19 protein-coding genes are annotated in these 21,118 nt (G+C 71.8%); 8 read left to right on the top strand and 11 right to left on the bottom strand.

Features of this window, described 5'->3' with window-relative positions; translation table 11 throughout:
- Window positions 1-61: 61 nt before the first annotated feature.
- The gene (locus tag ACTWNK_RS25835) at window positions 62-1,018 is read right to left on the bottom strand and encodes a TetR/AcrR family transcriptional regulator (protein ID WP_474307114.1); all 957 of its coding nucleotides are present in this window, start codon (window positions 1,016-1,018) and stop codon (window positions 62-64) included.
- Between the two features lie 70 nt (window positions 1,019-1,088).
- Here ACTWNK_RS25835 and ACTWNK_RS25830 point away from each other — a divergent pair, with 70 nt between their 5' ends.
- Complete coding sequence (locus ACTWNK_RS25830; protein ID WP_474307113.1) at window positions 1,089-2,774, top strand: right-handed parallel beta-helix repeat-containing protein; 1,686 nt, start codon at window positions 1,089-1,091, stop codon at window positions 2,772-2,774.
- A 72-nt stretch (window positions 2,775-2,846) separates the two neighbouring features.
- On the opposite strand, the gene ACTWNK_RS25825 is transcribed toward ACTWNK_RS25830, so the two are convergent.
- Window positions 2,847-3,263, bottom strand: coding sequence for a hypothetical protein (locus ACTWNK_RS25825; protein WP_474307112.1), 417 nt, complete (start codon window positions 3,261-3,263; stop codon window positions 2,847-2,849).
- Between the two features lie 145 nt (window positions 3,264-3,408).
- Between ACTWNK_RS25825 and ACTWNK_RS25820 the strand changes: the two genes are divergently transcribed.
- Both ACTWNK_RS25820 and ACTWNK_RS25815 read left to right on the top strand, forming a co-directional pair.
- Window positions 3,409-4,575: a hypothetical protein gene (locus tag ACTWNK_RS25820; RefSeq protein WP_474307111.1), complete on the top strand. Its 1,167-nt coding sequence runs from the start codon at window positions 3,409-3,411 to the stop codon at window positions 4,573-4,575.
- Window positions 4,547-6,157: a vWA domain-containing protein gene (locus ACTWNK_RS25815; protein ID WP_474307110.1), complete on the top strand. Its 1,611-nt coding sequence runs from the start codon at window positions 4,547-4,549 to the stop codon at window positions 6,155-6,157. Before ACTWNK_RS25820 ends, ACTWNK_RS25815 begins: the two co-directional genes overlap by 29 nt.
- A gap of 5 nt (window positions 6,158-6,162) precedes the next feature.
- Here ACTWNK_RS25815 and soxR read toward each other — a convergent pair whose 3' ends face one another.
- Window positions 6,163-6,630: a redox-sensitive transcriptional activator SoxR gene (soxR, locus tag ACTWNK_RS25810; protein ID WP_474307109.1), complete on the bottom strand. Its 468-nt coding sequence runs from the start codon at window positions 6,628-6,630 to the stop codon at window positions 6,163-6,165.
- 72 nt (window positions 6,631-6,702) lie between these two features.
- Window positions 6,703-7,152: a MaoC family dehydratase gene (locus ACTWNK_RS25805; protein WP_474307108.1), complete on the bottom strand. Its 450-nt coding sequence runs from the start codon at window positions 7,150-7,152 to the stop codon at window positions 6,703-6,705.
- A 112-nt stretch (window positions 7,153-7,264) separates the two neighbouring features.
- Between ACTWNK_RS25805 and ACTWNK_RS25800 the strand changes: the two genes are divergently transcribed.
- The gene (locus ACTWNK_RS25800; RefSeq protein WP_474307107.1) at window positions 7,265-8,428 is read left to right on the top strand and encodes a winged helix DNA-binding domain-containing protein; all 1,164 of its coding nucleotides are present in this window, start codon (window positions 7,265-7,267) and stop codon (window positions 8,426-8,428) included.
- Between the two features lie 6 nt (window positions 8,429-8,434).
- Here the strand turns inward: ACTWNK_RS25800 and ACTWNK_RS25795 are convergent, their stop codons facing one another.
- Entirely contained in the window at window positions 8,435-8,788 is a 354-nt protein-coding gene (locus ACTWNK_RS25795; RefSeq protein ID WP_474310984.1) for a YciI family protein, read from the bottom strand.
- Between the two features lie 164 nt (window positions 8,789-8,952).
- On the opposite strand from ACTWNK_RS25795, the gene ACTWNK_RS25790 reads away from it, so the two are divergent.
- Complete coding sequence (locus ACTWNK_RS25790) at window positions 8,953-9,882, top strand: DUF5996 family protein (protein WP_474307106.1); 930 nt, start codon at window positions 8,953-8,955, stop codon at window positions 9,880-9,882.
- Here the strand turns inward: ACTWNK_RS25790 and ACTWNK_RS25785 are convergent.
- From ACTWNK_RS25785 to ACTWNK_RS25765, 5 genes are all read right to left on the bottom strand, one after another.
- Window positions 9,857-11,068 (bottom strand): MFS transporter, encoded by a 1,212-nt coding sequence (locus ACTWNK_RS25785; RefSeq protein WP_474307105.1) that lies wholly within the window; start codon window positions 11,066-11,068, stop codon window positions 9,857-9,859. The two genes, ACTWNK_RS25790 and ACTWNK_RS25785, sit on opposite strands and share 26 nt — an antisense overlap.
- Window positions 11,065-13,524 carry a class III lanthionine synthetase LanKC gene (gene lanKC / locus ACTWNK_RS25780; protein WP_474310982.1) on the bottom strand — a complete coding sequence of 820 codons (2,460 nt, stop codon included), beginning with the start codon at window positions 13,522-13,524 and terminating at the stop codon, window positions 11,065-11,067. Before lanKC ends, ACTWNK_RS25785 begins: the two co-directional genes overlap by 4 nt.
- A gap of 238 nt (window positions 13,525-13,762) precedes the next feature.
- The gene (locus ACTWNK_RS25775; RefSeq protein ID WP_474307104.1) at window positions 13,763-16,237 is read right to left on the bottom strand and encodes a class III lanthionine synthetase LanKC N-terminal domain-containing protein; all 2,475 of its coding nucleotides are present in this window, start codon (window positions 16,235-16,237) and stop codon (window positions 13,763-13,765) included.
- Window positions 16,234-17,292, bottom strand: coding sequence for a radical SAM protein (locus ACTWNK_RS25770; RefSeq protein ID WP_474307103.1), 1,059 nt, complete (start codon window positions 17,290-17,292; stop codon window positions 16,234-16,236). Before ACTWNK_RS25770 ends, ACTWNK_RS25775 begins: the two co-directional genes overlap by 4 nt.
- A gap of 352 nt (window positions 17,293-17,644) precedes the next feature.
- Window positions 17,645-18,049, bottom strand: coding sequence for a VOC family protein (locus ACTWNK_RS25765; RefSeq protein WP_474307102.1), 405 nt, complete (start codon window positions 18,047-18,049; stop codon window positions 17,645-17,647).
- A gap of 203 nt (window positions 18,050-18,252) precedes the next feature.
- Between ACTWNK_RS25765 and ACTWNK_RS25760 the strand changes: the two genes are divergently transcribed.
- Entirely contained in the window at window positions 18,253-19,086 is an 834-nt protein-coding gene (locus tag ACTWNK_RS25760) for a M55 family metallopeptidase (RefSeq protein WP_474307101.1), read from the top strand.
- Between the two features lie 32 nt (window positions 19,087-19,118).
- Here the strand turns inward: ACTWNK_RS25760 and ACTWNK_RS25755 are convergent, their stop codons facing one another.
- Window positions 19,119-19,754 carry a TetR/AcrR family transcriptional regulator gene (locus ACTWNK_RS25755; protein ID WP_474307100.1) on the bottom strand — a complete coding sequence of 212 codons (636 nt, stop codon included), beginning with the start codon at window positions 19,752-19,754 and terminating at the stop codon, window positions 19,119-19,121.
- A gap of 103 nt (window positions 19,755-19,857) precedes the next feature.
- Between ACTWNK_RS25755 and ACTWNK_RS25750 the strand changes: the two genes are divergently transcribed.
- Together ACTWNK_RS25750 and ACTWNK_RS25745 are read left to right on the top strand one after the other, a co-directional pair.
- The gene (locus tag ACTWNK_RS25750; protein ID WP_474307099.1) at window positions 19,858-20,310 is read left to right on the top strand and encodes a YdeI/OmpD-associated family protein; all 453 of its coding nucleotides are present in this window, start codon (window positions 19,858-19,860) and stop codon (window positions 20,308-20,310) included.
- A gap of 112 nt (window positions 20,311-20,422) precedes the next feature.
- Window positions 20,423-21,103 (top strand): 2OG-Fe(II) oxygenase, encoded by a 681-nt coding sequence (locus tag ACTWNK_RS25745; protein WP_474307098.1) that lies wholly within the window; start codon window positions 20,423-20,425, stop codon window positions 21,101-21,103.
- Window positions 21,104-21,118: the final 15 nt, after the last annotated feature.

Genomic DNA, 21,118 nt, shown 5'->3' with positions numbered 1-21,118 from the left:
CGCAGGTTTGTCAGGTTCTACGAAGCGCGGTTGTGCCGGGTGCGCTGTGCGGAGCCTGTCGTCAGGCTTGCCTGAGGCGGTAGGCGCGCTGTCTGCACGCGGGGGAGCAGTACTCGCGCGGGCGGCCGGTCGCCGGGACCGGAATGGGGTTGCCGCACATCGCACACCGGTTTTTGTCACGCGTTTCGTCACGCTTTTTGTCGCGGGAGGGGTCGGAGGTGGAGTCGACCAGCGCCTCGACGCCGTCGAGCACGCAGCGCAGGCCGAACTCGAAGGGGTCGAGCGGCTCGTCGTAGCCGCCCTGCTCGTAGATGCGGGTGAGGGTGGGATAGCGGTCAAGATGTTCGTAGAGGGAGTCGCGTGCGCTCCACCAGGCGGTGTCGCTCACACCGGTGCTGCGTTCGGCCCGCTCGGCCTGGACGATCTCGCGTGCGGCGCTCGCCACGAACCCGCCGACCAGCGTCACGACCGCCACGATCCGATTGGGCGCGAGCCCGGTCGGCGCGACGGCGGCCAGCGCCCACTCGAACCCGGCCACCGCGTTGGGGCCGGGCACCCTGCGCCCGTTGTCGCTGTCCAGCAGCCAGGGGTGCCGCCGGTAGAGCCGCATGGAATCCCTGGCCCACCGCTCGGTCGCCGTCCGCCAGGAGGGTGGGGGGTCTTGCGTGGAGCCCTCCTCGGCGCCTTGCCCGGCCTCTTGCGAGGCGGCCTCCCCGGCGCCTGGCGTGGAGTCGTGCCCGATGCCTTCCCCTGCGTCTCGCGCCTGGCCTTCCTCCGCCGCCTCCTCGCCGTACACCAGGTCGCGCATGAGGTCGACGAGCTCCTCCTTGCCCGGGACGTGCCGGTACAGGGACATGGTGGTGAAGCCCAGCCGTTCGGCGACCCGGCGCATCGAGACGGCGGCGAGGCCCTCGGCGTCGGCCAGGGCGACGGCCGTGGCGACGATGCGGTCGAGGCTGAGCCCGCGTCGTGCGCCCTCGCTCCACAGCAGCTCGGTGCTGCGCTCCGGATCGCTCATCGCCGCCTCCCTTGGTGGTCTATGGTGTATACCAGAAGTGTACGCCATACACGCGAAAGGACTTCCCCTCATGATCTTCGTGCACCCTTCGGGCGACGACGGTGGCCCGGGCACGGCCGATCGGCCCTTCGCCACACTGGAGCGCGCCCGCGCCGCCGCCACACCGGGCGGTGTCGTCACGCTCAGGGCGGGCGTGCACCGCCTGACCGAGCCCTTCCTGCTCACGGCCGACGACTCCGGCGTCGTCTACCAGGCGCACGGCTACGGCACACCGGACCAGGAGAACGTGGTGATCAGCGGCGGCAGGCCGATCACCGGCTGGCGCACGGGCCAGGACGGCGTGCGCACGGCCGAGGTGCCCGGCCTGGCCGCACGCCAGCTCTACGCCTCCGGCCGCAGACTCGAACGCGCCTCCCGCCCGCTGGAGCTCACCCTGAGCAGGACGGACGACGGCTACACCAGCGACGATCCCGGCCCCCGCACCTGGAACGGCGAGCCCGAACTGGTCTACCGAGGCGTCTACCCCTGGTCGGAGGCGCGTATCGCGATCACCGCCATCACCGCGGACGGCGAGGCGACCCGCATCACGATGGCCCAACCGGCGTTCGGCAGGGCGAGCGCCCTCTATCGTGCGGTGATCCCCTGGGAGGGCGGCGGCGGCGAGCACAACGGCGCCGACGCGCCGACCTCCGTGGAGAACAGCCCGGCTTTCGTCACGCCGGGCACGTTCGCACTCGGCGGCGGCGTCGCGCACTACCTGCCGTTCCCCGGCGGCGACGAGGACGGCGAGGACGAGGTGGTCGCACCGGTGCTGGAGACGCTGCTGCACGCCCGTGACGTGCACGACGTCTCCTTCCTCGGCCTGACCTTCGCCGAGGCCACCTGGAACAGGCCGAGCGGGCCCGGCGGGTTCCTGCACTACCACGGCAACGGCTACCACGAGGGCGGCGAGCTGTACGTCGTCACGTTCGGCGAGGAGCAGGGCCAGGTCACCGTGCCCGCCGACGCTTCGGCCGTACCGGGACAGGTGATCTTCGAGAACTCCTCGCGGATCACGATCGAGGGCTGCAGGTTCACCCGGCTCGGCGCCGTCGCACTGGAGTTCAGGGGTGAGGGCGCCGACAACGTGGTGCGCGACAGCGAGATCGACGAGGTCGCGGGCGGCGGCCTCGTCGTCGGCGAAGGGGCCGTACGGCATCGGATCGAACGCAACCACATCCACGGCATCGGCCGCGACTACCACGGCTCGCCCGCCGTCCTGCTGGCGGGCACCCGCGACGCGGTGGTGGCGCACAACGAGATCGACGACGTCCCGCATGCCGGCATCGTCGTCTACGAGGGCAGGGGGGCCAAGGTGCTGAACAATCTCATCCACCACACGATGACGACCCTGGCCGACGGCGGCGGCATCTACGTCTCGGGAACGCAGGGCACTTCGCATGCCGACGGCGCGCTGATCGCGGGCAATGTCGTACGCGACACCCTCACGTCGTACAACTTCGGCCTTTACACCGACTACGGCGCGGCCTGGGTGCGGGTCGAGGGCAACGTGGTGCACCGTGCGGACGCGCCGGTCGTGCTCCAGGTCTCGCCGCCGCTGGACAACGTGGTGTTCGCGGGCAACTACTGGGACGCCGATCCCGGCCCGGCCCCCGACGGCGTGACCCTGGACGGCAACACGATCATGGACGAGTCGGCCCTGGCCACCGACGCGAGCGTGGCCGCCATCGTGACCTCGGCGGGCTTCAAACGCTAGAGCGCCCCGGCGAACGGCGAAAGAAAAGCGCTCCCGCGACGGCTCACCCCACCACGAGTCACCCCGCACGGCTCACCCCAGTACGAGCACCGCGCAGAGCGCGCCCGCCGCCGCGAGCAGCCCGGCCATGGCCGGAATGCTGCTCTCCCGCCTGGCGGACAGCGTGTTGGCCAGGCCGGCCATGCCGAGCAGCAGCGTCAGGTAGCACAGGATGTGCACGACGACCCGCAGCCCCGACGCGACGTCGCCGCCCGCGGCCAGCGTGCCGGTGAGGCCGGCCAGCACCAGCACGCCCGCGAGCCCGAAGGCCAGCGCGCCGAACGTCAGTGTCAGCCGTACCGTCAGCGGTTCGGCCTCGGGCCGCGAGGCGGCGGAGGTGGCGCCGCGCCACCGCTCCAGCAGGGGAAGGACGACTCCCTGCTGCCCGAGGACGCCGACGACCACCACACCGAGGAAGCCGAGCAGGGCGACGAGCACGGTGTCCGACATCCCGGCATCATGGCACGGCCTCCGTACCGGGCCGGGGCTGGGGAGGTATCTCTCACCAAATCGGCATACGCGAGATTTCTCGCAGACGCGTGGGCTATAACCGGCAATGCCACTATGAAGTATGGGGATTAGACAGGAGGGCAGGGTGTCCGCGTCGTCCACTCTGCCGGAGACCGGGCTCTCCCCGCAGGCGCCCAGGCCAAGACGCCTGTGGCCCCTGCTCCCCGTCGTGCTCGTCCTCGACGCCGTCCTCGTGTTCGGAGCGTTCCAGGTCCCGCCCGCCCAGCCGAAGAACCTGGCCGTCGTCCAGATCGCGGCGGGCGGCGGCAGCAGCATCCTCACCTTCCTGCAGGACCCCGCCGTACGGCAGCGCCTGCGCGAGCTGGGCTACGACGTCGGCGTCACCGGCTTCGGCTCGGGCGAACTCGTCGACGACGTCCAGCTCGACAGGTACGACCTGGCCTTCCCCGCGGGCAGTGTGGTCGCCGAGCAGGTCAAGGCGAAGATCAAGCTGCTGGACGGCTACCAGCCGCCCGAGATCGTCGTCTGCCGCACGCCGGTCGTCGTCCTGACCTGGCGACCGCTGCTCCCGCTGCTGGACACACTCGGCGTGGCCAAGCGCGCGCCGGACGGCACACTGATCTTCGACGTCCGCGCCTACCTCGACGTGGTCAGGGCGAAGAAGCGCTGGAGCGGCATCCCGGGCAACACCGTCTATCTCAATCCCGGCCCGGTGCTGCTCGACATCCCCGACCCCGAGCACGCCAACATCGGCAAGATGTTCCTGGCCGCCGCCTCCTACGAGCTGAACGAGGGCCAGGTCGTGTCCGACAGGAAGACGATCGCCGCCATCGCCGAGCAGATCGCCCCCGCCTTCCGCGGCCTGGGCCAGCTCAAGGTCTCGGCCGACACCGCCTTCTCCGCCTACAAGGCCAACGGCATGGACGGCGCCCCGCTCACACTCGGCTACGAGTCCGACCTGGTCAGGGCCAGGCTCGCCCGCCCGCCCCAGGTCTCGGCCGACGCGGTGGCGATGTACCTGTCGTCCACCCTGATGTCGGACAACGTCATGCTGCCCACCAAGGGCAACGGCTACGGCGAGCGCGTCGCCCAGCTCCTCGGGACCGATCCACCCCTGCAGTCCCTGGTGGAGCGCGTGTACGGCTTCCGTACCCGGCCCGGGTTCGCCGCGACGATGAGGGCGGCGGGGATCGCCGTGCCGGACAGCCTGCACCGCTTCCTCGTCAAGCCACCGGCCGCGCCCGCATTGGAGGACCTCGTCGATGCCGTCGAAACCGAGATCACGCGATAGGGCGCGGCTGCGCCTGGCCGTGCTCGCGGTCGCAGGTTCGTTCCTGCTGGTCGCCGGGTGCACGCAGACACCCGAGCCGCGTTTCGCCGGTCCCGCCTACACCCTTCGCGTGCTGGCGGGCAGCACCCTGGGCGACCTGGAGCCGATCCTGCGCGAGGCGGCCAGGGCGACCGGCGTCACGGTCAGGCTGCGGACGATGGAGAGCCTGACCGGCACGCAGATGCTGCTCGACGGCGCGCTCGACGGCGACTACGACGCCACCTGGTTCGCCTCCGAGCGCTTCCTGCGGCTGCACGAGGGCGCGGCGGCCAGGCTCGACGGCTCGGTCGAGATCATGTCGACGCCGACCATACTCGGCGTACGGCCGGAGCTGGCCAGGCGGCTCGGCTGGGAGTCCGGGCCGGTGTCGTGGGGCGACATCGCGCGGGCCGCGGCGCGGGGCGAGTTCACCTTCGGCATGACCGATCCCGCCACCGCCTACTCGGGCCTGTCCGCGCTCGTCGCGGTCGCGACCGCCGCCGAGGGCCGGGCGCTGCGGCCGGGCGACGTCACGGCTTCGGCGTCCCTGACCGGCTTCTTCGCCGCCCAGGGGCTCAAGGGGCCCTCGACGGCGTGGCTCACGCAGAGGTACCTGCAGGAGCTGAGGAACGGGCGGCCGGGGGTGGACGCGCTGGTCGACTACGAGTCGGAGCTGCTGCGCTTCAACGCCCAACTGCCGAGCGCGCAACGGCTGACGCTCGTCTATCCCGCCGACGGCGTCGTGACCGCGACCTATCCGCTGTCGCTGCTGGCCTCGGCGAGCCGGGCGAAGGCGGCCTTCCAGCGGCTCACCGGGTACCTGCGCACCCCGCGCGTCCAGCAGGAGATCATGCGCCTGACGCATCGGCGGCCGATCGACGGCGCGATCGCCCTGTCGCCCGAGCTCGCCGGGCACCGGCTCTTCCAGCTGCCCTTCCCCGACCGGCTGGCCACCGTCAACGCCCTGCTGGAGGTCTACAACGGCAGACTGCGCAGGCCCGGCCGTACCGTCTACGTGCTGGACACCTCGGGGTCGATGAAGGGCGCGCGGCTGCGGGCGCTCAAGGCGGCGCTGGGCGCGCTGACCGGTGCGGGCGCGCAGCGGTTCGACGGGTTCAGGGCGCGCGAGCAGGTCTGCCTGCTGCCGTACGGGACCAGGCCGGGGCGTGCGGCCGAGTTCGTCGTGCCCGCCACCTCGGCCGAGCCGGTGCTGGGCGAGATCCGCCGCTACATCGACGCCATCGAGGCGGAGGGCGACACCGCCACCTACGACTCGCTGGTACGCGCCTACCGGCTGGTCGGGGAGAAGGCGCGTGGCGAGGCCAGGCTCAGATCGGTCGTGCTGCTGACCGACGGCGAGAGCAACACGGGGCGGGACCTGGAGGACTTCGCCCGGTTCTACCGAGGCCTGCCGAAGGACGCGCCCCCGCTGTTCGTCATCAGGTTCGGCGACGCCCGCGAGAGCGAGACCAGACGGCTGGCCGAGCTCACCGGCGGACTGGCCTTCGACGCGGGGGAGCGCTCGCTGCGCGCGGTCTTCCAGGCCGTGCGCGGCTACCAGTAGCCCGCTCAGCCCTTGCGCGTCCTGCCGCCGAGCAGCCTGCGCGGGCCCGAGCCCTGACGGCCGAGCACGTCGTTGGGGTTGGCCAGCGGGCACCTGTCGAGCGACATGCAGCCGCAGCCGATGCAGTCGGTGAAGTCGTCGCGCAGCTGCTGCAGGCGCTTGATGCGCTCGTCGAGCTCGTCCTGCCAGCAGCGCGAGACGTGGGCCCAGTCCTCGCGGTTGGGCGTGCGCTCGTCGGGCAGCCGCTTCAGCGCCGCGCCCACGCTGGCCAGCGGCACGCCGACGGTCTGGGCCATCTTGATGAAGGCGACCCGGCGCAACATGTCACGCCGGTAGCGCCGCTGGTTCCCGGCCGTGCGCCTGCTGCTGATCAGCCCTTGGCGTTCGTAGAAGTGCAGGGCCGAGACCGCGACGCCGCTGCGCTCGGCCAGCTCGCCGACAGTGAGCTCCATGTGGTCCTTCACGTCGGTCATAGCGGCCCGCCTTCATCGACCTCAACTCTTGTCGAGGTTTTACCCGGTGAAGAGGGCAGGGTCAAGCCGGGCTCAGGTGAGCAGGGCCAGCGTCTCGGCGACACAGGCCGCGCGCTTCTGGCCCTCGACCTCGACGGTGACCTTGATCGTGGCCAGCTTGCCCGCGGGCGAGGACTTGACCTCGACCACCTCGGCGCCGCCACGCACCCGCGAGCCGACCTTGACGGGCGCGGGGAAGCGCACCCTGTTCAGGCCGACATTGACGATCGCATTGAGCTTCTCGATCGTGAAGATCTCGGTGACGAACGACGTGACCAGCGACAACGTCAGATAGCCGTGTGCGATAGTGGCGCCGAAAGGCCCGTCGGCCGCCCGCTCGGGCTCGACGTGGATCCACTGGTGGTCGCGCGTGGCATCGGCGAACTGGTCGATCTGCCCCTGCGTCACCTCCTGCCATGAGCTGTAGCCCAGATGCTCGCCCTTGGCTGCGGCGAACTCCTCCACGTCGCGGAACGTCCGCATGACACCTCGTTCGATAGGTCGGACCGGAAGCACGAACATATCGTGCGGGCGGCGAAGACCCGACCGCAGCCTAGGACGGATTCTGACCTAGTTCGGGCCTAGAGTCGGGCTCATGAACGCGCACGCACGCCTGACCTGGCCACAGGTGACCTCCCGCCGCATGGCACGCCACCTCCTGACCACCCCGGACCCCGGCGCCGGGCCCGCCGACGCCGCCGCCGCCATGTGCGGCGCGCACGCCCAGGTGCTCTCGGCCGCCGAGCTGTCGATCGGCCTGCGCCTTGCCGGCGTCACCCGGCAGGACGTGCGCGCGGCGCTGTGGCAGGAGCACACGCTGGTCAAGACGCACGGCCCGCGCGGCACCGTGCACCTGCTGCCCGTGCGCGACCTGCCCCTGTGGATCGGCGCGCTGTCGGCCCTGCCGATCGGTCGCATGGCGCTGCCGAAGGAGCGCAGCCTGAAGCCTGGCGAGGTCGACGCGATCGTCGAGGCCGTGCGCGAGGCCCTCGCCGATGCCGAGATGACCGCCGACGAGCTCACCGAGGCCGTCGTGGCGGGCACCGGACCCTGGGCGGGCGAGCTGGTCATGCCGGCGTTCGGCGGCTACTGGCCGCGCTGGCGGATGGCGATGTCGGTGGCCGCGCATCGGGGGGCGCTGTGCTTCGGCCCCAACCGGGGCCGCAACGTCACCTACACCTCACCGCACCGCGGCCTGCCCGGCCTCACCCCGATGGACGGCCCGAGCGCACTGGCCGAGCTGGCCCGGCGCTACCTGTACGCCTACGGCCCCGCGACCGCGCAGGACTTCGCCCAGTGGATGGCGCAGTCGCGTCCGTGGGCGGCCCAGGTGTTCGCGGGACTCGGGGACGAGCTGGTGCCCGTCGAGGTCGAGGGCAGGCCCGCGTGGATGCTCGCCGCCGACCTGGACGCGCCCGAGCCGCCTCCCGCGCCGGGGGTGCGGCTGCTGCCGTACTTCGACGCGTTCGCGGTCGGGTGTCACCCGCGTGAGCTGCTGTTCCCCGGACCGGCGGCGCAGCGCGCGCTGGCCGGAGGGCAGGGCGGCAACTTCCCGGTCCTGCTGGTGGACGGCACGGTGGCGGGGGTGTGGCACCAGCGGCGTTCGGGGCGCAGGATCGCCGTCACCGTGGAGCCGTTGCGCCCGCTCACCCCCGCCCGGAGGGAGGAGCTCGAGGCGGAGGTGGAGCGGATCGGCGAGATCATGGAGGGCGTCGCGACGACGGCGATCGGCGAGATCACCGTCGGGGCGCACGCCTGACGGCCATCAGGACTCCGAGCCGCCCGCCTCCATCAGCGGCCGCACCTCGATGCCGGTGTAGGCGGCGTCGGGGATGCGGGCCGCCAGCTCCAGCGCACGCTCGCGGGTGTCGCAGTCGAGCAGGTAGTAGCCGGCGAAATACTCCTTGGCCTCGGCGTACGGGCCGTCGGTGACCGCGGTGACGCCGTCCCTGACGCGGACGACCGCGCTGGTGGCGGGGTGGGCCAGCGGCTCGGTGCCGATCAGCTCACCCGACTCGGTGACGTCCTTGATGAGCGAGTGGTGCCCGCCGAACACCTGCTCGCGCTGCTCCTCCGACAGGGTGGCCCAGATGGAGTCGTTCATGTAGATCAGCAGCATGTACTTCACGTCGTGCTCCTCATGACTGGTTCTCGGGTGCTTCACGTGGTGGTCGGAGCCGCGTCGTCGTTCTCGACATGGGGACCGGGAAAAACTGCGTCCCACCCAAAGTAGTGGCATATGCACGCATTGCTACGATCGAAGGTGAGACCGAGGAGGCCGTCGTGGAGCTGTTCCCCGCCATGCCGCTGGAGGACTGGGCCGACACCAAGGAGACGATGCATCGTTTCGCGCAGATCGTCGGCAAGGTACGCCTGGCCGCGAGCAACCGCCGCAACCACTGGTGGAACGTGCCCTTCCACCTGACCGGCCGAGGTCTGACCACCAGGCCGACCGGCGGGCTGGACGGCGGCCCGATGTTCTGCGTCGACTTCGACCTCGTCGGGCACCGGCTCGTCGTCGACACCCTCGACGGGCGCAGCGCGAGCTTCTCGCTCATCGGCCGATCCGTCGCCTCCTTCCACGCCGAGCTCTTCGACGTCCTGGACCGCCTCGGCGTCACGGTGGAGATCCAGGCGGTGCCGTTCGACATGGGCGACAGCACGCCGTTCGCCGAGGACACCGGGCACGCCGCCTACGACCCCGCGCTGATCACGCGGTACTGGCAGATCCTTTCGCAGGTCGGCCAGGTGCTCGACCGCTACGGCGCCGACTTCTGCGGCAAGACCAGCCCGGTGCACCACTTCTGGCACACCTTCGACATCGCGATCACCCGCTTCACCGGCCGGGTCGTCGGCGCTCCGGACGGGGCCGACGCGGTCACCAGGGAGGCCTACAGCTGGGAGGTGATCAGCGCCGGGTTCTGGTTCGGCGACGACGAACGACCCTGGCCCGCCTTCTACTCCTACACCGCGCCCGAGCCGCCCGGCCTGGCCGACGAACCCCTGTGGCCGGACTGGGCGCGCTGGCTGCCCTCCAGGGGCGCCCATCTGGCCGTCCTGCGCTACGACGACGCGCGGGCGAGCGACGACCCGGTGGCCACCGTGCTCGGCTTCCTCGACAGCGCCTACCGCGCGGGCGCCAGGCACACCGCGTGCGACGCCGAGGGCCTGGCCAGCCCGCGTGGCGTCACCGACCCGCGCTGGACGGGCTGAGCGACTCCCGCCCGGCGACCGTCAGCACGGCGAGCACCGCCAGCAGCCCGGCGAACGACAGGAACGCCACCGGCGCGGGCAACCGCTCCAGCAGCAGCCCGGCCAGCGCCGCGCCCAGCGGGGGCGCGGCCATCAGCAAAAGCCCGATCGTGGCATGGGTACGGCCCTGCAGACGGTCGGGCGTGCGCAGCACCCGGGCCAGCATGATCACACCCGCGGCCAGCGACACCGCGAACGAGCACACGGCCAGCAGCGCCCCCAGGGCGACGGGCTCGGCGCTCAACGCCATCGGCGGCACGCACACCGCGCACAGCACCCCGGCCCACGCCAGCACGTTCCCGTGCGCCGTCCGGCCGAGCACCTTCGGCGTCACCAGCGCCCCCACCAGCGCGCCCGCCGCCCAGCACGACGTCAGCAGCCCGATCGACACGCTGGAGGTGCCGTGGCGCACGCTGACCACCACGACCGTGAGGCAGACGCCGTCGACGGCGAAGTTCTGCGCGGAGGCGAGCAGCGTCAGCCTGCGCAGCACCCGGTCACGCCACAGGAAGCGCACCCCCGACCGGAAGGCGGCCACCAGCCCTTCGGCCGCGCCCGCCTCCTCCCGCGACACCGGACGCAGCGCCCGCACCCCCGCGGCCGACACCGCGAACGACACCGTGTTCAGCCAGAACGGCAGGCTCGGCCCGGCCAGGTAGAGCACGCCGCCGAGCACGGGACCGAGCAGGTAGGCGACCTGGCTGCGGGCCTTGGTGACCGCCAGCGCGGTGCTCAGCCGGTCGGCGGGCACGATCGCCCGCACGGCGGCGAGCCCCGCCGTGTTGACCGGCGCCGTGAGCGCGCCCAGCACCACGCCCGCCGCCAGCAGCACCGGCAGGCTCGCCAGCCCGAGCCAGATGAGCGCGGCGAACACCGCACTGGCCACCAGCCTGCCGTACTCGCACCACAACATGAGCAGCCGCCGGTCGTAACGGTCGGCCAGCGGCCCCGCGGCCAGGCACGCGGCGGCCAGCGAGGCCGTCCACACGGCCTCCACCAGGCCGACCCGCAGCGGCGACCCGGTGACGGCCAGCGTCAGCAGCGGCAGCGCCATCGCCGCCGCGCTCGATCCCAGCATCGACAGGCCCTGCCCCAGCAGCAGGACCTGGAAGTCCCGGTTGCGCAGCAGGCTGCCGGGCTCCCTCACGGCATCGCGTCCAGACCCGGCAGATGCGCCTCCCCGGTCAACGCCGCATGGACGGCGAGCAACACGCCCGCCGACCCGGTCGCCAGGTCCATCGACAGCCGCAGCAGCCCGTCGAGCGCGAACGCGGGCAGCCCCTCGAAGCCGACCGCGTGCACGCCGAGCGAGCGCAGATGCGGTGCGGTCGGCCCGCCGAGCAGCGCGCAGCCGTACAGCAGGCCGGCCTGGCCGCCGAAGAGGCTGGCGGCGGGGATCAGTTCGACGTCGAGCCCGGCGACGATCCCGGACAGGACGGCGGCCAGATGGGGGTCGTCGGCGCGGGCGAGGTAGATCTGCAGGGCCAGGCCGATGCCCGCGCCGCCGTGCTCGAGGCCGGTCAGGAAGCGCTGCCCGTCGCGTACCTGGATCCGGCGTCCGAGCGGGACAGCGCACCTGCCGACGTCGCGGGCGAGCGCCGTGGCGGCATGCCCGAGCCAGCGTGTGCCGCCGTCCGCCTCATGCAGCCGGGTGAACAGCACGGCGGGGCCCGACCAGCCGTGCATCAGGCCGACCGGCCCCTCGCCGGTGCCCGAGCCGAGCCTGCGCACCAGTTCCTCGCCGATCCCGGCCGCGCGCTCGGCCTCGCCGAACCTCAGCAGGGTGAGCCCGATGCCCGCCAGGCCGCCGAACAGGCCGTGCCCGCACCCGCCCAGGTCGAAGGCGAGCAGCCGCCCGATCGCCTCGTCCGCCTCGGCCCGGCAGCCCAGCGACGCCAGGACGCACGCGGTGCCGGAGAGGCCGTCGTAGAGCCCGGGACGCGGCCACCGCTCGCGCGTGCTCGCCTCGCGCAGCCAGTCCACGTGCCCGGCGAACTCGGGATGGTCGTGCCGCCCGGTGACACGCAGGGCGTGCAGCACGCCCGCGGCGCCGTAGGCCAGGCTCGCCGATCTGTGGTCGAACTGGCGGATGTCGCCGGGGAAGAGCCGGTCGAGCCGCTCGGGCGTCGCCCCGGCCACGATCGCGTCGCGCAGGCCGTCGAGCAGTTCCTCCCAGCCGGGGCTGGCCGGTCCCTCGGGCCACGACGGCTCGGCCGCCTCCGGACCGGCGCCGTCCGGCGGGGTGAGCCGCTCCAGCACCCACGGCCCGAAGTCCTTCGGCGTCACGAACCTCTCCTGCGCCATCCCGACGAGCTGACGCAGTTTGCCGGGCGAGAACCTCAGCAGCTCGGTCACCGGACAGAACAGCGCCAGCCGTACGCAGGCCAGGGCGTAGTGGTCGGCGGCGAAGCCCTCGCGGGCCCAGGGGGCGCTGAACCCGCCGGTGGCCAGCGGCGGCGTGCGCTGCTCGCCCGCGAGCGAGGCGGTCTCGAAGTCGACCAGGCAGACGCCGCCGTCCGGCCTGACCATGACATTGCCCGGCTTGAGGTCGCCCAGCACGACGCCGCGCCCGTGCACCTGGGCCACGGCCGCCTCGATCGCTTCGAAGGTGCGCTGCGCCCAGCCGCTGTAGGAGGCGATCGACTCGGGAGTCGGGCCCGAGCGCAGCAGCGGATGCCTCCGCCCGATCGCCTCGTACAGCGGCTCGCCCTCGATGTGCTCCTCGACCAGGAAGCGGTGCTCCCAACCGCTCGTCAGGCCGTAGGTCCTCGGCACACAGGGCAGTCCTTCGAGCCGTTCCAGCACGGCGTGCTCGCGCTCCAGCCGGGTGACGGCGTCGTCGCCGAGCAGGTCGAGACCCGCGTGCGGGCGGGCCTCGCGCAACACCACCGTCCGGCCGGTCCCGGCCTCCACCGCGCGGTAGACCCCGCCTCCGTTGCTGAACAGCAGCGCCTTCTCCACCTTGTACGGAAAGGCCGCCGACTGGCCCAGGCCGGTGGGGCCGAGCCGTTCGCGTACGAACGGCGGCACCTCGGCCCACGGCGGCACCCGGAACACCGGCCCGCGCAGGTCGGGCACCAGCACCCCGTCCGGCCTGGCCACCGCGGGCACGTAGTCGCCCGACGCGGAGAAGCAGTAGCGCAGCCTGAAGGCGCCGAACCGCACATACAGCGGGCCCTGCCCCCACCGCAGGTCGCTGAGAATGTGCGGTCCGGCGACCCCTTGCAGGAGCCGCGAGAGCTCCCTGAGTGTGAGCTCCAGCATGTCGTCGCCGACGGGATAGACGGTGACCAGCTTGCCTCCGGCCGAGCGGGTGGCCGGTTTGCTGTTGACGTGCTTGAGCATGGTCGCGCTGCGCAGGAACTTGAAGGCGACGCCGTGCGCCAGGCAGTGCCCGGCCACCGTGCTCACGACGCGCTCGGCCTCCTCCGCCGTCGCCGAGGCGTGGATCTTCCAGCCCTGCCACGGCAGCACCAGGCCTTCGGGGCTGAGGTTGACCCAGGCGTCCTGGTCGGCGCGCAGCCACCCGTCGGGCAGCGGCGCCCGGGTCGCGGCGAACCAGGTCGACTCGTCGTCGACGTGCTCCAGGCTCTCGGTGAACAGGGGATCGGCGTCCAGGGGGAGTACTCCTTCCGCATGGCCGAGCGACCGCGGCGGGTGCCGTAGTGCGGCCGCTCGGCCCCTTCAGATCGGGATGCTCACACGGTCTGCTCACACGAGGGCGAAACCGCTGATGCTGCTGCCCGTGTTGCACGGCCACAGCGCGGGAGCGTCCTCCTCCAGCTCCTGCAGTTGGAGGATCTCGGCCACGGTGCTCACCTCCTTTCGTGGGTGTCGGGGGCTATGGCCGCAGATCCAGATGGGGCAGGACTGGTGCTCCATCGAGTACGGCGGCCAAGGCGGCCAGCACACCGGCAGACCCGGTGGCCAGGTCCATCGACAGCCGCGGCATCCGCAGACCGGGGAAGGCGAGGTGCCCCTCGTAGGTCTGGGCGTGCCACGACAGCAGGCGTACCTGACCGGCGATCACCTGCCGGTCGGCCGGATCGCCGAGCGCCGCGAGCGTGGCGATGGCGCCCGCCCGCCCGCGCAGCAGTCCGGCATGCCGGACGTAGAGCAGGTCGCACGTGCGCCTGACCCCGGCGAGCACCTCGGCCAGCACCTCGTCCGGCCTGCGGCGCAGCAGATAGGGCAGCACGTGCGCGAGCCCCCAGCTCCCGCCGTGCAGGTACGGCAGCGCGGTGCCGGGATGGCGCAGCAGCACGGCCCCGTTGGCCAGCGTCGTGCAGCGCGCGAGATCGGGGCCGAGCGCGCGTTCGGCGAGATCGAGGTGGCGCTCCTCGCCGAACGTGCGGTGCAGGCGCAGGAAGAGCGCGGCCAGTCCCGTCGGGCCGTGCAGCAGGCCGATCGGCTCGTGCCTGCCCGGCCTGGCCGCCGGTTGCGGGTCCTCGCGGGCCAGCTCTTCGGCCAGCCGCATCGCCCGCTCCTCGAAGGCGCCGTCACCCGTCGCCTCGGCGAAGGCCAGCAGGTTCAGCGTGATGCCCGCACGCCCGCCGTACAGGTCGGATCCGGCGTGCTCGTCCATCGGCAGGCAGCGCTCCAGGATCTCCAGCGCCTCCTGCCTGCGGCCGAGCAGCTCCAGTGTCCAGGCCACGCCGTGCAGGCCGTCGTAGAGGCCTGGCCTCGGCCTGCCGTCCCTGCGGGCGGCGCTCACCAGCCAGTCCACGTAGGCGTCCGGCACCTCGGCGCCGGCCCTGTGCAGGGCGTAGAGCACTCCGGCGGCGCCGTAGCCGAAGGTGTAGCCGCCCAGGGTGCGCGGGCCCGTCGGCGTGCCGGGGAACAGGCGGTCGCGGCGCTGCGGTGTGGCGGTCAGGTGCACCGCCTCGACGAGGGAGTCGCACACCCGCTGCCAGTCCGGGGGGTCGGCGGCCAGCAGGTCGCCCGCGGCGTCGGGTGGAGGCGGGCCGCCGTCCGGGCGCAGCGCCGTCGTGATGCGCGCGCCGAACCCCGACGGCACCGGGTAGTACCGGTGTATCGCATCGGTGATCGTCGTCAGCTTCGCCGGGTCCTCGTACCCGATCGGCAGGAAGGCGGCCACCCGCAGCGCGGCCAGCAGGACCTCGTGCGCCTGCCTGCCGCTCAGCCCGGCCGCGACCCGGTAGGCGCCGCTGCCGTGCGCGGGCGCGCGGTCGTCGTCGAGGTCGGCCGCCGACTCCAGGTCGACGAGCACGACCGTGCCGTCCGGCCTGACGATGACGTTCCTCGGGTCGAGCTCGCCCAGACGCGACCCCCGCGCCAGGATGTCGCGCAACGCCAGCTCCACCTCGCCCAGCACGTCGAGCACCCAGGCGGTGTACGGCCCGGCCTCGCGTGCGGCGTGCTCGCGTGTGCTCAGCGGCAGGTTCACACTCGCGGCGAACAGGCTGGTGCCCTCGACGTACTCCTGTTCGAGGAAGTGGTGGCCCTCGACGACCCGGTAGGGACCGGCCTGCGGCACGCATCCGAGCCCGGCCAGCCGCTCCAGGCTGAGGCGCTCCCTGGTCAGCCTGGTCACCGCGTCGTCGCCGCGCTCGTCGAGCCCGGCGTAGGGGCGCGCCTCCTTGAGCACCACCTTCGTCCGGCCCGGACGCGTCTCGGCCAGATAGCACCCGCCGCCGTTGCCGAGCTTCAACGCGCCGAGCACCTGGTACGGGAAGTCGCCGGGCACACGCTCGCGCAGCGCCGCCAGGTCGGCGGCCAGGACGTGCGGCAGGGCCAGGCCGTCCGGCGGTGCGAACACCGCGCGCGCCGATCGGCTCGGCCCGGCGTCGGGGGCGCGGACGTCGTGGCGCACGTGCAGGGGGCCTTCGCCGTGGGTGAGCGCGCCCAGCACGCGCGGGCCGTTCATCCCGCCGAGCAGCACCGACAGCTGGGTCAGCGTCTCGGTCAGCTCGGCCTCGTCCTTGGGGTACACGGTGATCGGCATGCCGCTGGCGAAACGGTCGGCCCAGTCGGAGTTCAGCGCCCTGGCCGCGGCCGTGCTCCGGACGAAGTCGAAGGCGATCTCGTGGTCGAGGCAGAAACCCCTGACGATCTCGACCGCCTTCTCGGTCTCGTCGGCGCCCACCGACACGTGCACCAGCCAGCCCCGCCTCGGCGGCACGTCGTGGGAGGGGCACAGCCTGATCCACCAGTCGGCCTCGGTCCGCAGCCAGCCCTTCGGCGCGCCCAGCCGGGAGGCGGCGAAGCGCTCGGCGTCGTCGGGCAGCCGCACGGGGTGTTCGAAGAAGACCGGATCGGCGAGGCAGAACCGCTGGTAGTCTTCGGCGATCATCATCGCGGCGGCTCACCCGCAGCCGGGACGAACTCCCTGTTCCTGCGCGCGATGCGCATCCGGTCGCGCTCCCCGGCGAACCTGCCGTCGATGCTGCGCACGGCCGTGGCCCAGTCCCTGACCGTGCGGACCCCGGCGAGCGCCTCGGTCACGAACGGGTCGGACCAGCGCTCCTTGGCCCGGCCCCAGACGACGAACGGGTCCTCGTGCAGAAGATTGCCGACCGCCCCTTCGTATACGGGCATCCAGCGCACTTCTCCGTCCGGCTCCACCTGCATTACCTGAGAATCGTTCGTCTCGGCCAGCGGGTCGGGCGGCATGACGAGTCCGAGATTGTCGGTCGTGTAGACGCGTGTCCTCTCGCCCGCGATGTCCTGCAGCCTTTCGCGTAGCCCGGCGGAAATCAGCCTGGCCATCTGGTCATTGTGCAGAAGCTCTGTTTCGCCGAACTCCACACTGCTGGCCAACCCCGAGGGCGCGGCGGCGTTGAACGTAATGCTGGACAGGCTCGAATAGCGTCCGGCAATGACCCGGGTGAATTCCTCGACCTGGTCGTAGTTGCTGCGCACCACGACGCATTCGACGGTGAAGTTGAGTGCCTTCAGCCCTTCGTGCGCCCTTCTGGCCGAGGCGGTGTCGAGCAGGTCGAGCGCCTTCATGGCCCGGTCGAACGATCCGGCCCTGCCCCTGATCCGGTCGTGCATGGTGGAGGTAGCGCCGTCGACGCTCACCGTGACCTGGTTGAACACCTCGGCCAGGCGGTCGGGCATGGTGGTGTCGAACACCCAGCCGCTGGTGTAGATGCAGGTGCCGATCCCGGCGGCGTTGAGCCTGCCCGCGATGTCGAAGATGCCCTTGATGATGAGCGGCTCGCCGCCGGCCAGCGAGACCACCCTGGGCCTGAGCTCGACGAAGGCGTCGGTGACCCGCATCATCTCCTCGTGGCGCAGCTGCCGCGAGGGGCGCCTGCCCGACTCGGAGTAGCAGTGAACACACCTCAGCGGGCACGCGTACGTGGTGTCCCAGATGATGATCTCCGGACCGGTGCGGACGTCCATGAATCCTCCTGGAGCCGGAGTATCCGATGTTCACTGCCGCAATACACGCAAGCACCGCAGCGGGAAAGACTCAATACCTTTTCCCGAACGAATCCAATAAAGGTATAGCCAGATTCGCGGCCGAGCAGGAGTAGTGCATGGGTGCCGGGCGGGCGGATGTTGGCTTTCGCGGCTTTACCGGCCACCCGGAAGGGCGGCGTTCCGTGACGGGAGGGAAACAATCTGAAGACGATTCCGCGATCTGGTCAAATATGTAGTCAGCCGGTGACGGATAGCCGATCCCATTTCGGGCCGGACTCGAATGGCCGCGTATATGGGAAAGGCGGGCGGCCCGGCCGCCCGCCTCCCGCGCTCAGGCCGGCTCGCTCGACATGTCCATCCAGGCGACCTCCCACAGATGGCCGTCGAGGTCCTGGAAGCTGCGCGTGTACATGAAACCCCTGTCGTCCGGGTCGTTCGACGGCTGCCCTCCGGCCGCCAGCGCGGCGTCGGCGACCTCGTCCACGCGCTGCCTGCTCTCCAGTCCCAGGGCGACGATCACCTCGGCCGTGCCCGAGGTGTCGGCGATCCGCTTCGTGGTGAACGTGCTGAAGAACGGCTCGACCAGCAACATCGCGAAGATGTCGTCGCCGATGACCATGCAGGTGGCGTTCTCGTCGGTGAAGTCCGGATTGAAGGAGAAGCCGAGCGCGGTGAAGAAGGCGACCGAGCGCTGGAGGTCCTTGACCGGCAGATTGACGAATATCTTCGTCCCCATGGCGACATCTCGATTCTGAGTCGTTGAAGCGTGCCGGGGCATCCTTCCCGCGACCGCCGCCGACCATGCGTCGCAGGTCAGCGGGGTGCTTGGGACGCCGGTCCAAAACTCGGAGGCGCGTGTTGGACGCTGCGACGTAGCCTGACGGACCTGGTGCCCAAGAGGCTGGGGCGCCAGGTCTACGAGCGAGGAGTGTGTCGTCCATGCAGGTGTACGTGTCGATCGACATGGAGGGTGTGGCCGGGGTCGCGACCGCGGACCAGGTGATCAGGGGCGGCCACGGCTTCCCCGCCGCCCAGCGGCTGATGACGGGCGAGGCCAACGCCGCCATCGCCGGGGCCTTCGACGCCGGTGCCACCGCCGTACTGGTCAACGACAGTCACGGCACCATGGACAACCTCATCCACGAGGATCTCGACCCCAGGGCCAGGCTGCTGTTCGGCCAGCCCAAGCTGGACTGCATGGCCGAAGGGCTCAGCGCCGAGCACGACGTGGCGCTGTTCCTCGGCTATCACGCCGCCGCCGGGGAGCCGGGCGTGCTCGCCCACACCTACTCCTCGCATTTCGCCGAGATCAGGCTGAACGGCGTGCCGGTCTCCGAGGCCGAGGTCAACGCGTTGCAGGCGGCGGTCGTCGGCGTGCCGGTCGGGCTGGTGACGGGTGACGACGTCATCTGCCGGACGATCGAGTCCCGGATGCCCGGCACGCGCACGGTCGAGGTGAAGACCTCGCACGGCTTCTTCGCCGCCGACAGCCTCGCGCCGTCCGCGGCACGCGAGCTGATCAGGGCGGCCGCGGCCGAGGCCGTCGCGGCGGCGGGCACGCTGACCCAGGTGCCGATCCCCGCCGAACTACGCCTGGAGATCGACATGCCGAGCCCCGCCGCGACCGAGATGGGCGCCCTGATCCCGACCTTCACCCGCACCGGCGACCGCACCCTGGAAGGCGTGTGCGCCGACCCGCGCGAGGTCCTGGCCGTCATCACCATCTGCTCCCACCTCGCCGCCGCCGCGGCCCGCGCCCGCCCGACCGTGTAGGACGCGGGGCCGCCCGGCGGGGCCGGGGCGTGTCAGCGGCCCCGGTAGGCCGTGAGGAACACCTGGACACCCTCGGTGGCGAAGCTGTCGAGGGCGTCGGGGGTGTGGCCCGCCTCGTCGCCGTAGAACATCGCGCGGTCGAGCGGCGCCCCGACCACGAGGAAGGCGAAGTGCCGCGCCGCCATGTCCGGGTCGCACGCTCGCAGCAGGCCCCTGGCGCTGAGATCGGCGAAGGCTGCGGCCAGGGCGGCGAGCGTGCGTTCGGGTGCGCGGCGGTGGTAGGCGCGGGCCACGTCGGGGAAGCGCCCGGCCTCGGCGACCAGCAGGCGGCGCAGCCGCAGGCCCTCGGGCTGCAGCACCGCGGCGACATAGCGGCGTGCCAGCTCGCCGAGATCGGTCTCCAGGTCCTCCGGGTCGCCGGTGGCGGCGAGTGTGGCCGTGGCGTGCTCGACGAACGCGCCGACCCGGTCGGTGGCGCCCAGCACGATCTCGCCGAACAACTGCTCCTTGTCGGCGAAGTTCTTGTACACCGTCTGCTTGGACACCGAGGCGATGGCCGCGATCTCGTCCATGCTGGTGCCCTGGTAGCCCTTGCTCAGAAACAGCCCGGCCGCCGCCTCGACGATCGCCCTGCGCTTGAGCGCCGAGCGCCCCTCCTGCTCCGCCATGTGGCTCCTCTCGCCTCGCCTCGCATGGTACTGGACGGGTCAGTACTCGCGTGAGTACTGTACCGCTCAGTACTCATCTCGATGGAGCAGATCCGGAGCAGCCATGCGATTTCGCACCACACTTCTGCTGAACGGCAAGAGCGCGACCGGCATCGAGGTCCCCGAGGACGTCGTCACCGCACTCGGCTCGGGCAAACGACCCGCCGTCCACGTCACGATCAACGGGTACGGCTACCGCTCCACCGTCGCCGTCATGGGCGGAAAGTACATGCTGCCGGTCAGTGTCGAGCACCGGGCCGGTGCCGGAGTCGCCGCGGGGGAGGAGGTCGAGGTCGAGCTGCGGCCCGACGCCGAGCCCCGCGAGGTCGAGGTGCCCGCCGACCTGGCCGAGGCGCTGGCCGGGGACGAGGCGGCCTCGGCGTTCTTCGACGGCCTGTCCTACAGCAGGAAGCGCTGGCACGTGCTGCGGGTCGAAGGCGCCAAGAAGCCGGAGACCAGGCAACGCCGTGTCACCGAGGCCGTCGCCGCCCTGCGCGAAGGCCGCCTGCAGCCCTGAACCCGCCTGCGACCGGCACGACGTCCGAATACCGCCAGGCCCGGCTCCCGCGTCGGGGCCACGATGCGAGAGGACGACTCGTACCGGACGACGCAGACGGAGGCGACCCCGCATGGACCGGACCGCACTGGCGGCCGAGCTCGACGAGCACGGCTGCGCCCTGACCCCGCAGCTACTCACACCGGGTGAATGCAGCGAGATCGCCGCCCTGTACGACGACACACGGCGTTTCCGTGCGACGATCGACATGGCCAGATACCGCTTCGGCGCCGGCCAGTACCGCTATTTCGACCGCCCGCTCCCCGCTGTCGTGCAGGACCTGCGCGAGAGGTTCTATCCCCTGCTGCTCCCCGTCGCGCGCTCGTGGGCCCAGCGCCTCGGCCGTCCCGCCCCCTGGCCGGACACCCTGGCCGAATGGCTGGCGATGTGCCACGAGGCCGGGCAGCGCCGTTCGACGCCCATCCTGCTGCGCTACGGGCGCGACGACTGGAACGCCCTGCACCAGGACCTGTACGGCGACCTGGTCTTCCCCTTGCAGGTCGTCATCGGCCTCGACCGGCCGGGCGCCGACTACGAGGGCGGCGCCTTCCTCATGGTCGAACAGCGTCCCCGGGCTCAGTCGAGGGGCCGGTCGGTGTCGCTGCCGCAAGGGCACGGCCTGGTGTTCACCACGCGCGACCGGCCCGTGCGATCGGCCCGGGGGTGGTCGGCCTCGCCCGTGCGGCACGGGGTCAGCACGGTGCTGTCCGGACGTCGTCACACGCTCGGGCTGGTCTTCCACGACGCGACATGAGGCGGGCCGCGCGCC

This window comes from Nonomuraea sp. IBHARD001 (assembly GCF_056106265.1).
Note: the sequence above shows the minus strand (reverse complement) of the source record. Positions and strands in the feature narration are given on the sequence as shown.

Excerpts from the sequence above, each read along its gene's own strand:
- ACTWNK_RS25835 (WP_474307114.1), bottom strand. The coding sequence starts at position 1,018 with ATGAGCGATCCGGAGCGCAGCACCGAGCTGCTGTGGAGCGAGGGCGCA.
- ACTWNK_RS25830 (WP_474307113.1), top strand. The coding sequence starts at position 1,089 with ATGATCTTCGTGCACCCTTCGGGCGACGACGGTGGCCCGGGCACGGCC.
- ACTWNK_RS25825 (WP_474307112.1), bottom strand. The coding sequence starts at position 3,263 with ATGTCGGACACCGTGCTCGTCGCCCTGCTCGGCTTCCTCGGTGTGGTG.
- ACTWNK_RS25815 (WP_474307110.1), top strand. The coding sequence starts at position 4,547 with ATGCCGTCGAAACCGAGATCACGCGATAGGGCGCGGCTGCGCCTGGCC.
- soxR (WP_474307109.1), bottom strand. The coding sequence starts at position 6,630 with ATGACCGACGTGAAGGACCACATGGAGCTCACTGTCGGCGAGCTGGCC.
- ACTWNK_RS25805 (WP_474307108.1), bottom strand. The coding sequence starts at position 7,152 with ATGCGGACGTTCCGCGACGTGGAGGAGTTCGCCGCAGCCAAGGGCGAG.
- ACTWNK_RS25800 (WP_474307107.1), top strand. The coding sequence starts at position 7,265 with ATGAACGCGCACGCACGCCTGACCTGGCCACAGGTGACCTCCCGCCGC.
- ACTWNK_RS25795 (WP_474310984.1), bottom strand. The coding sequence starts at position 8,788 with ATGCTGCTGATCTACATGAACGACTCCATCTGGGCCACCCTGTCGGAG.
- ACTWNK_RS25775 (WP_474307104.1), bottom strand. The coding sequence starts at position 16,237 with ATGATGATCGCCGAAGACTACCAGCGGTTCTGCCTCGCCGATCCGGTC.
- ACTWNK_RS25770 (WP_474307103.1), bottom strand. The coding sequence starts at position 17,292 with ATGGACGTCCGCACCGGTCCGGAGATCATCATCTGGGACACCACGTAC.
- ACTWNK_RS25765 (WP_474307102.1), bottom strand. The coding sequence starts at position 18,049 with ATGGGGACGAAGATATTCGTCAATCTGCCGGTCAAGGACCTCCAGCGC.
- ACTWNK_RS25760 (WP_474307101.1), top strand. The coding sequence starts at position 18,253 with ATGCAGGTGTACGTGTCGATCGACATGGAGGGTGTGGCCGGGGTCGCG.
- ACTWNK_RS25755 (WP_474307100.1), bottom strand. The coding sequence starts at position 19,754 with ATGGCGGAGCAGGAGGGGCGCTCGGCGCTCAAGCGCAGGGCGATCGTC.
- ACTWNK_RS25750 (WP_474307099.1), top strand. The coding sequence starts at position 19,858 with ATGCGATTTCGCACCACACTTCTGCTGAACGGCAAGAGCGCGACCGGC.
- ACTWNK_RS25745 (WP_474307098.1), top strand. The coding sequence starts at position 20,423 with ATGGACCGGACCGCACTGGCGGCCGAGCTCGACGAGCACGGCTGCGCC.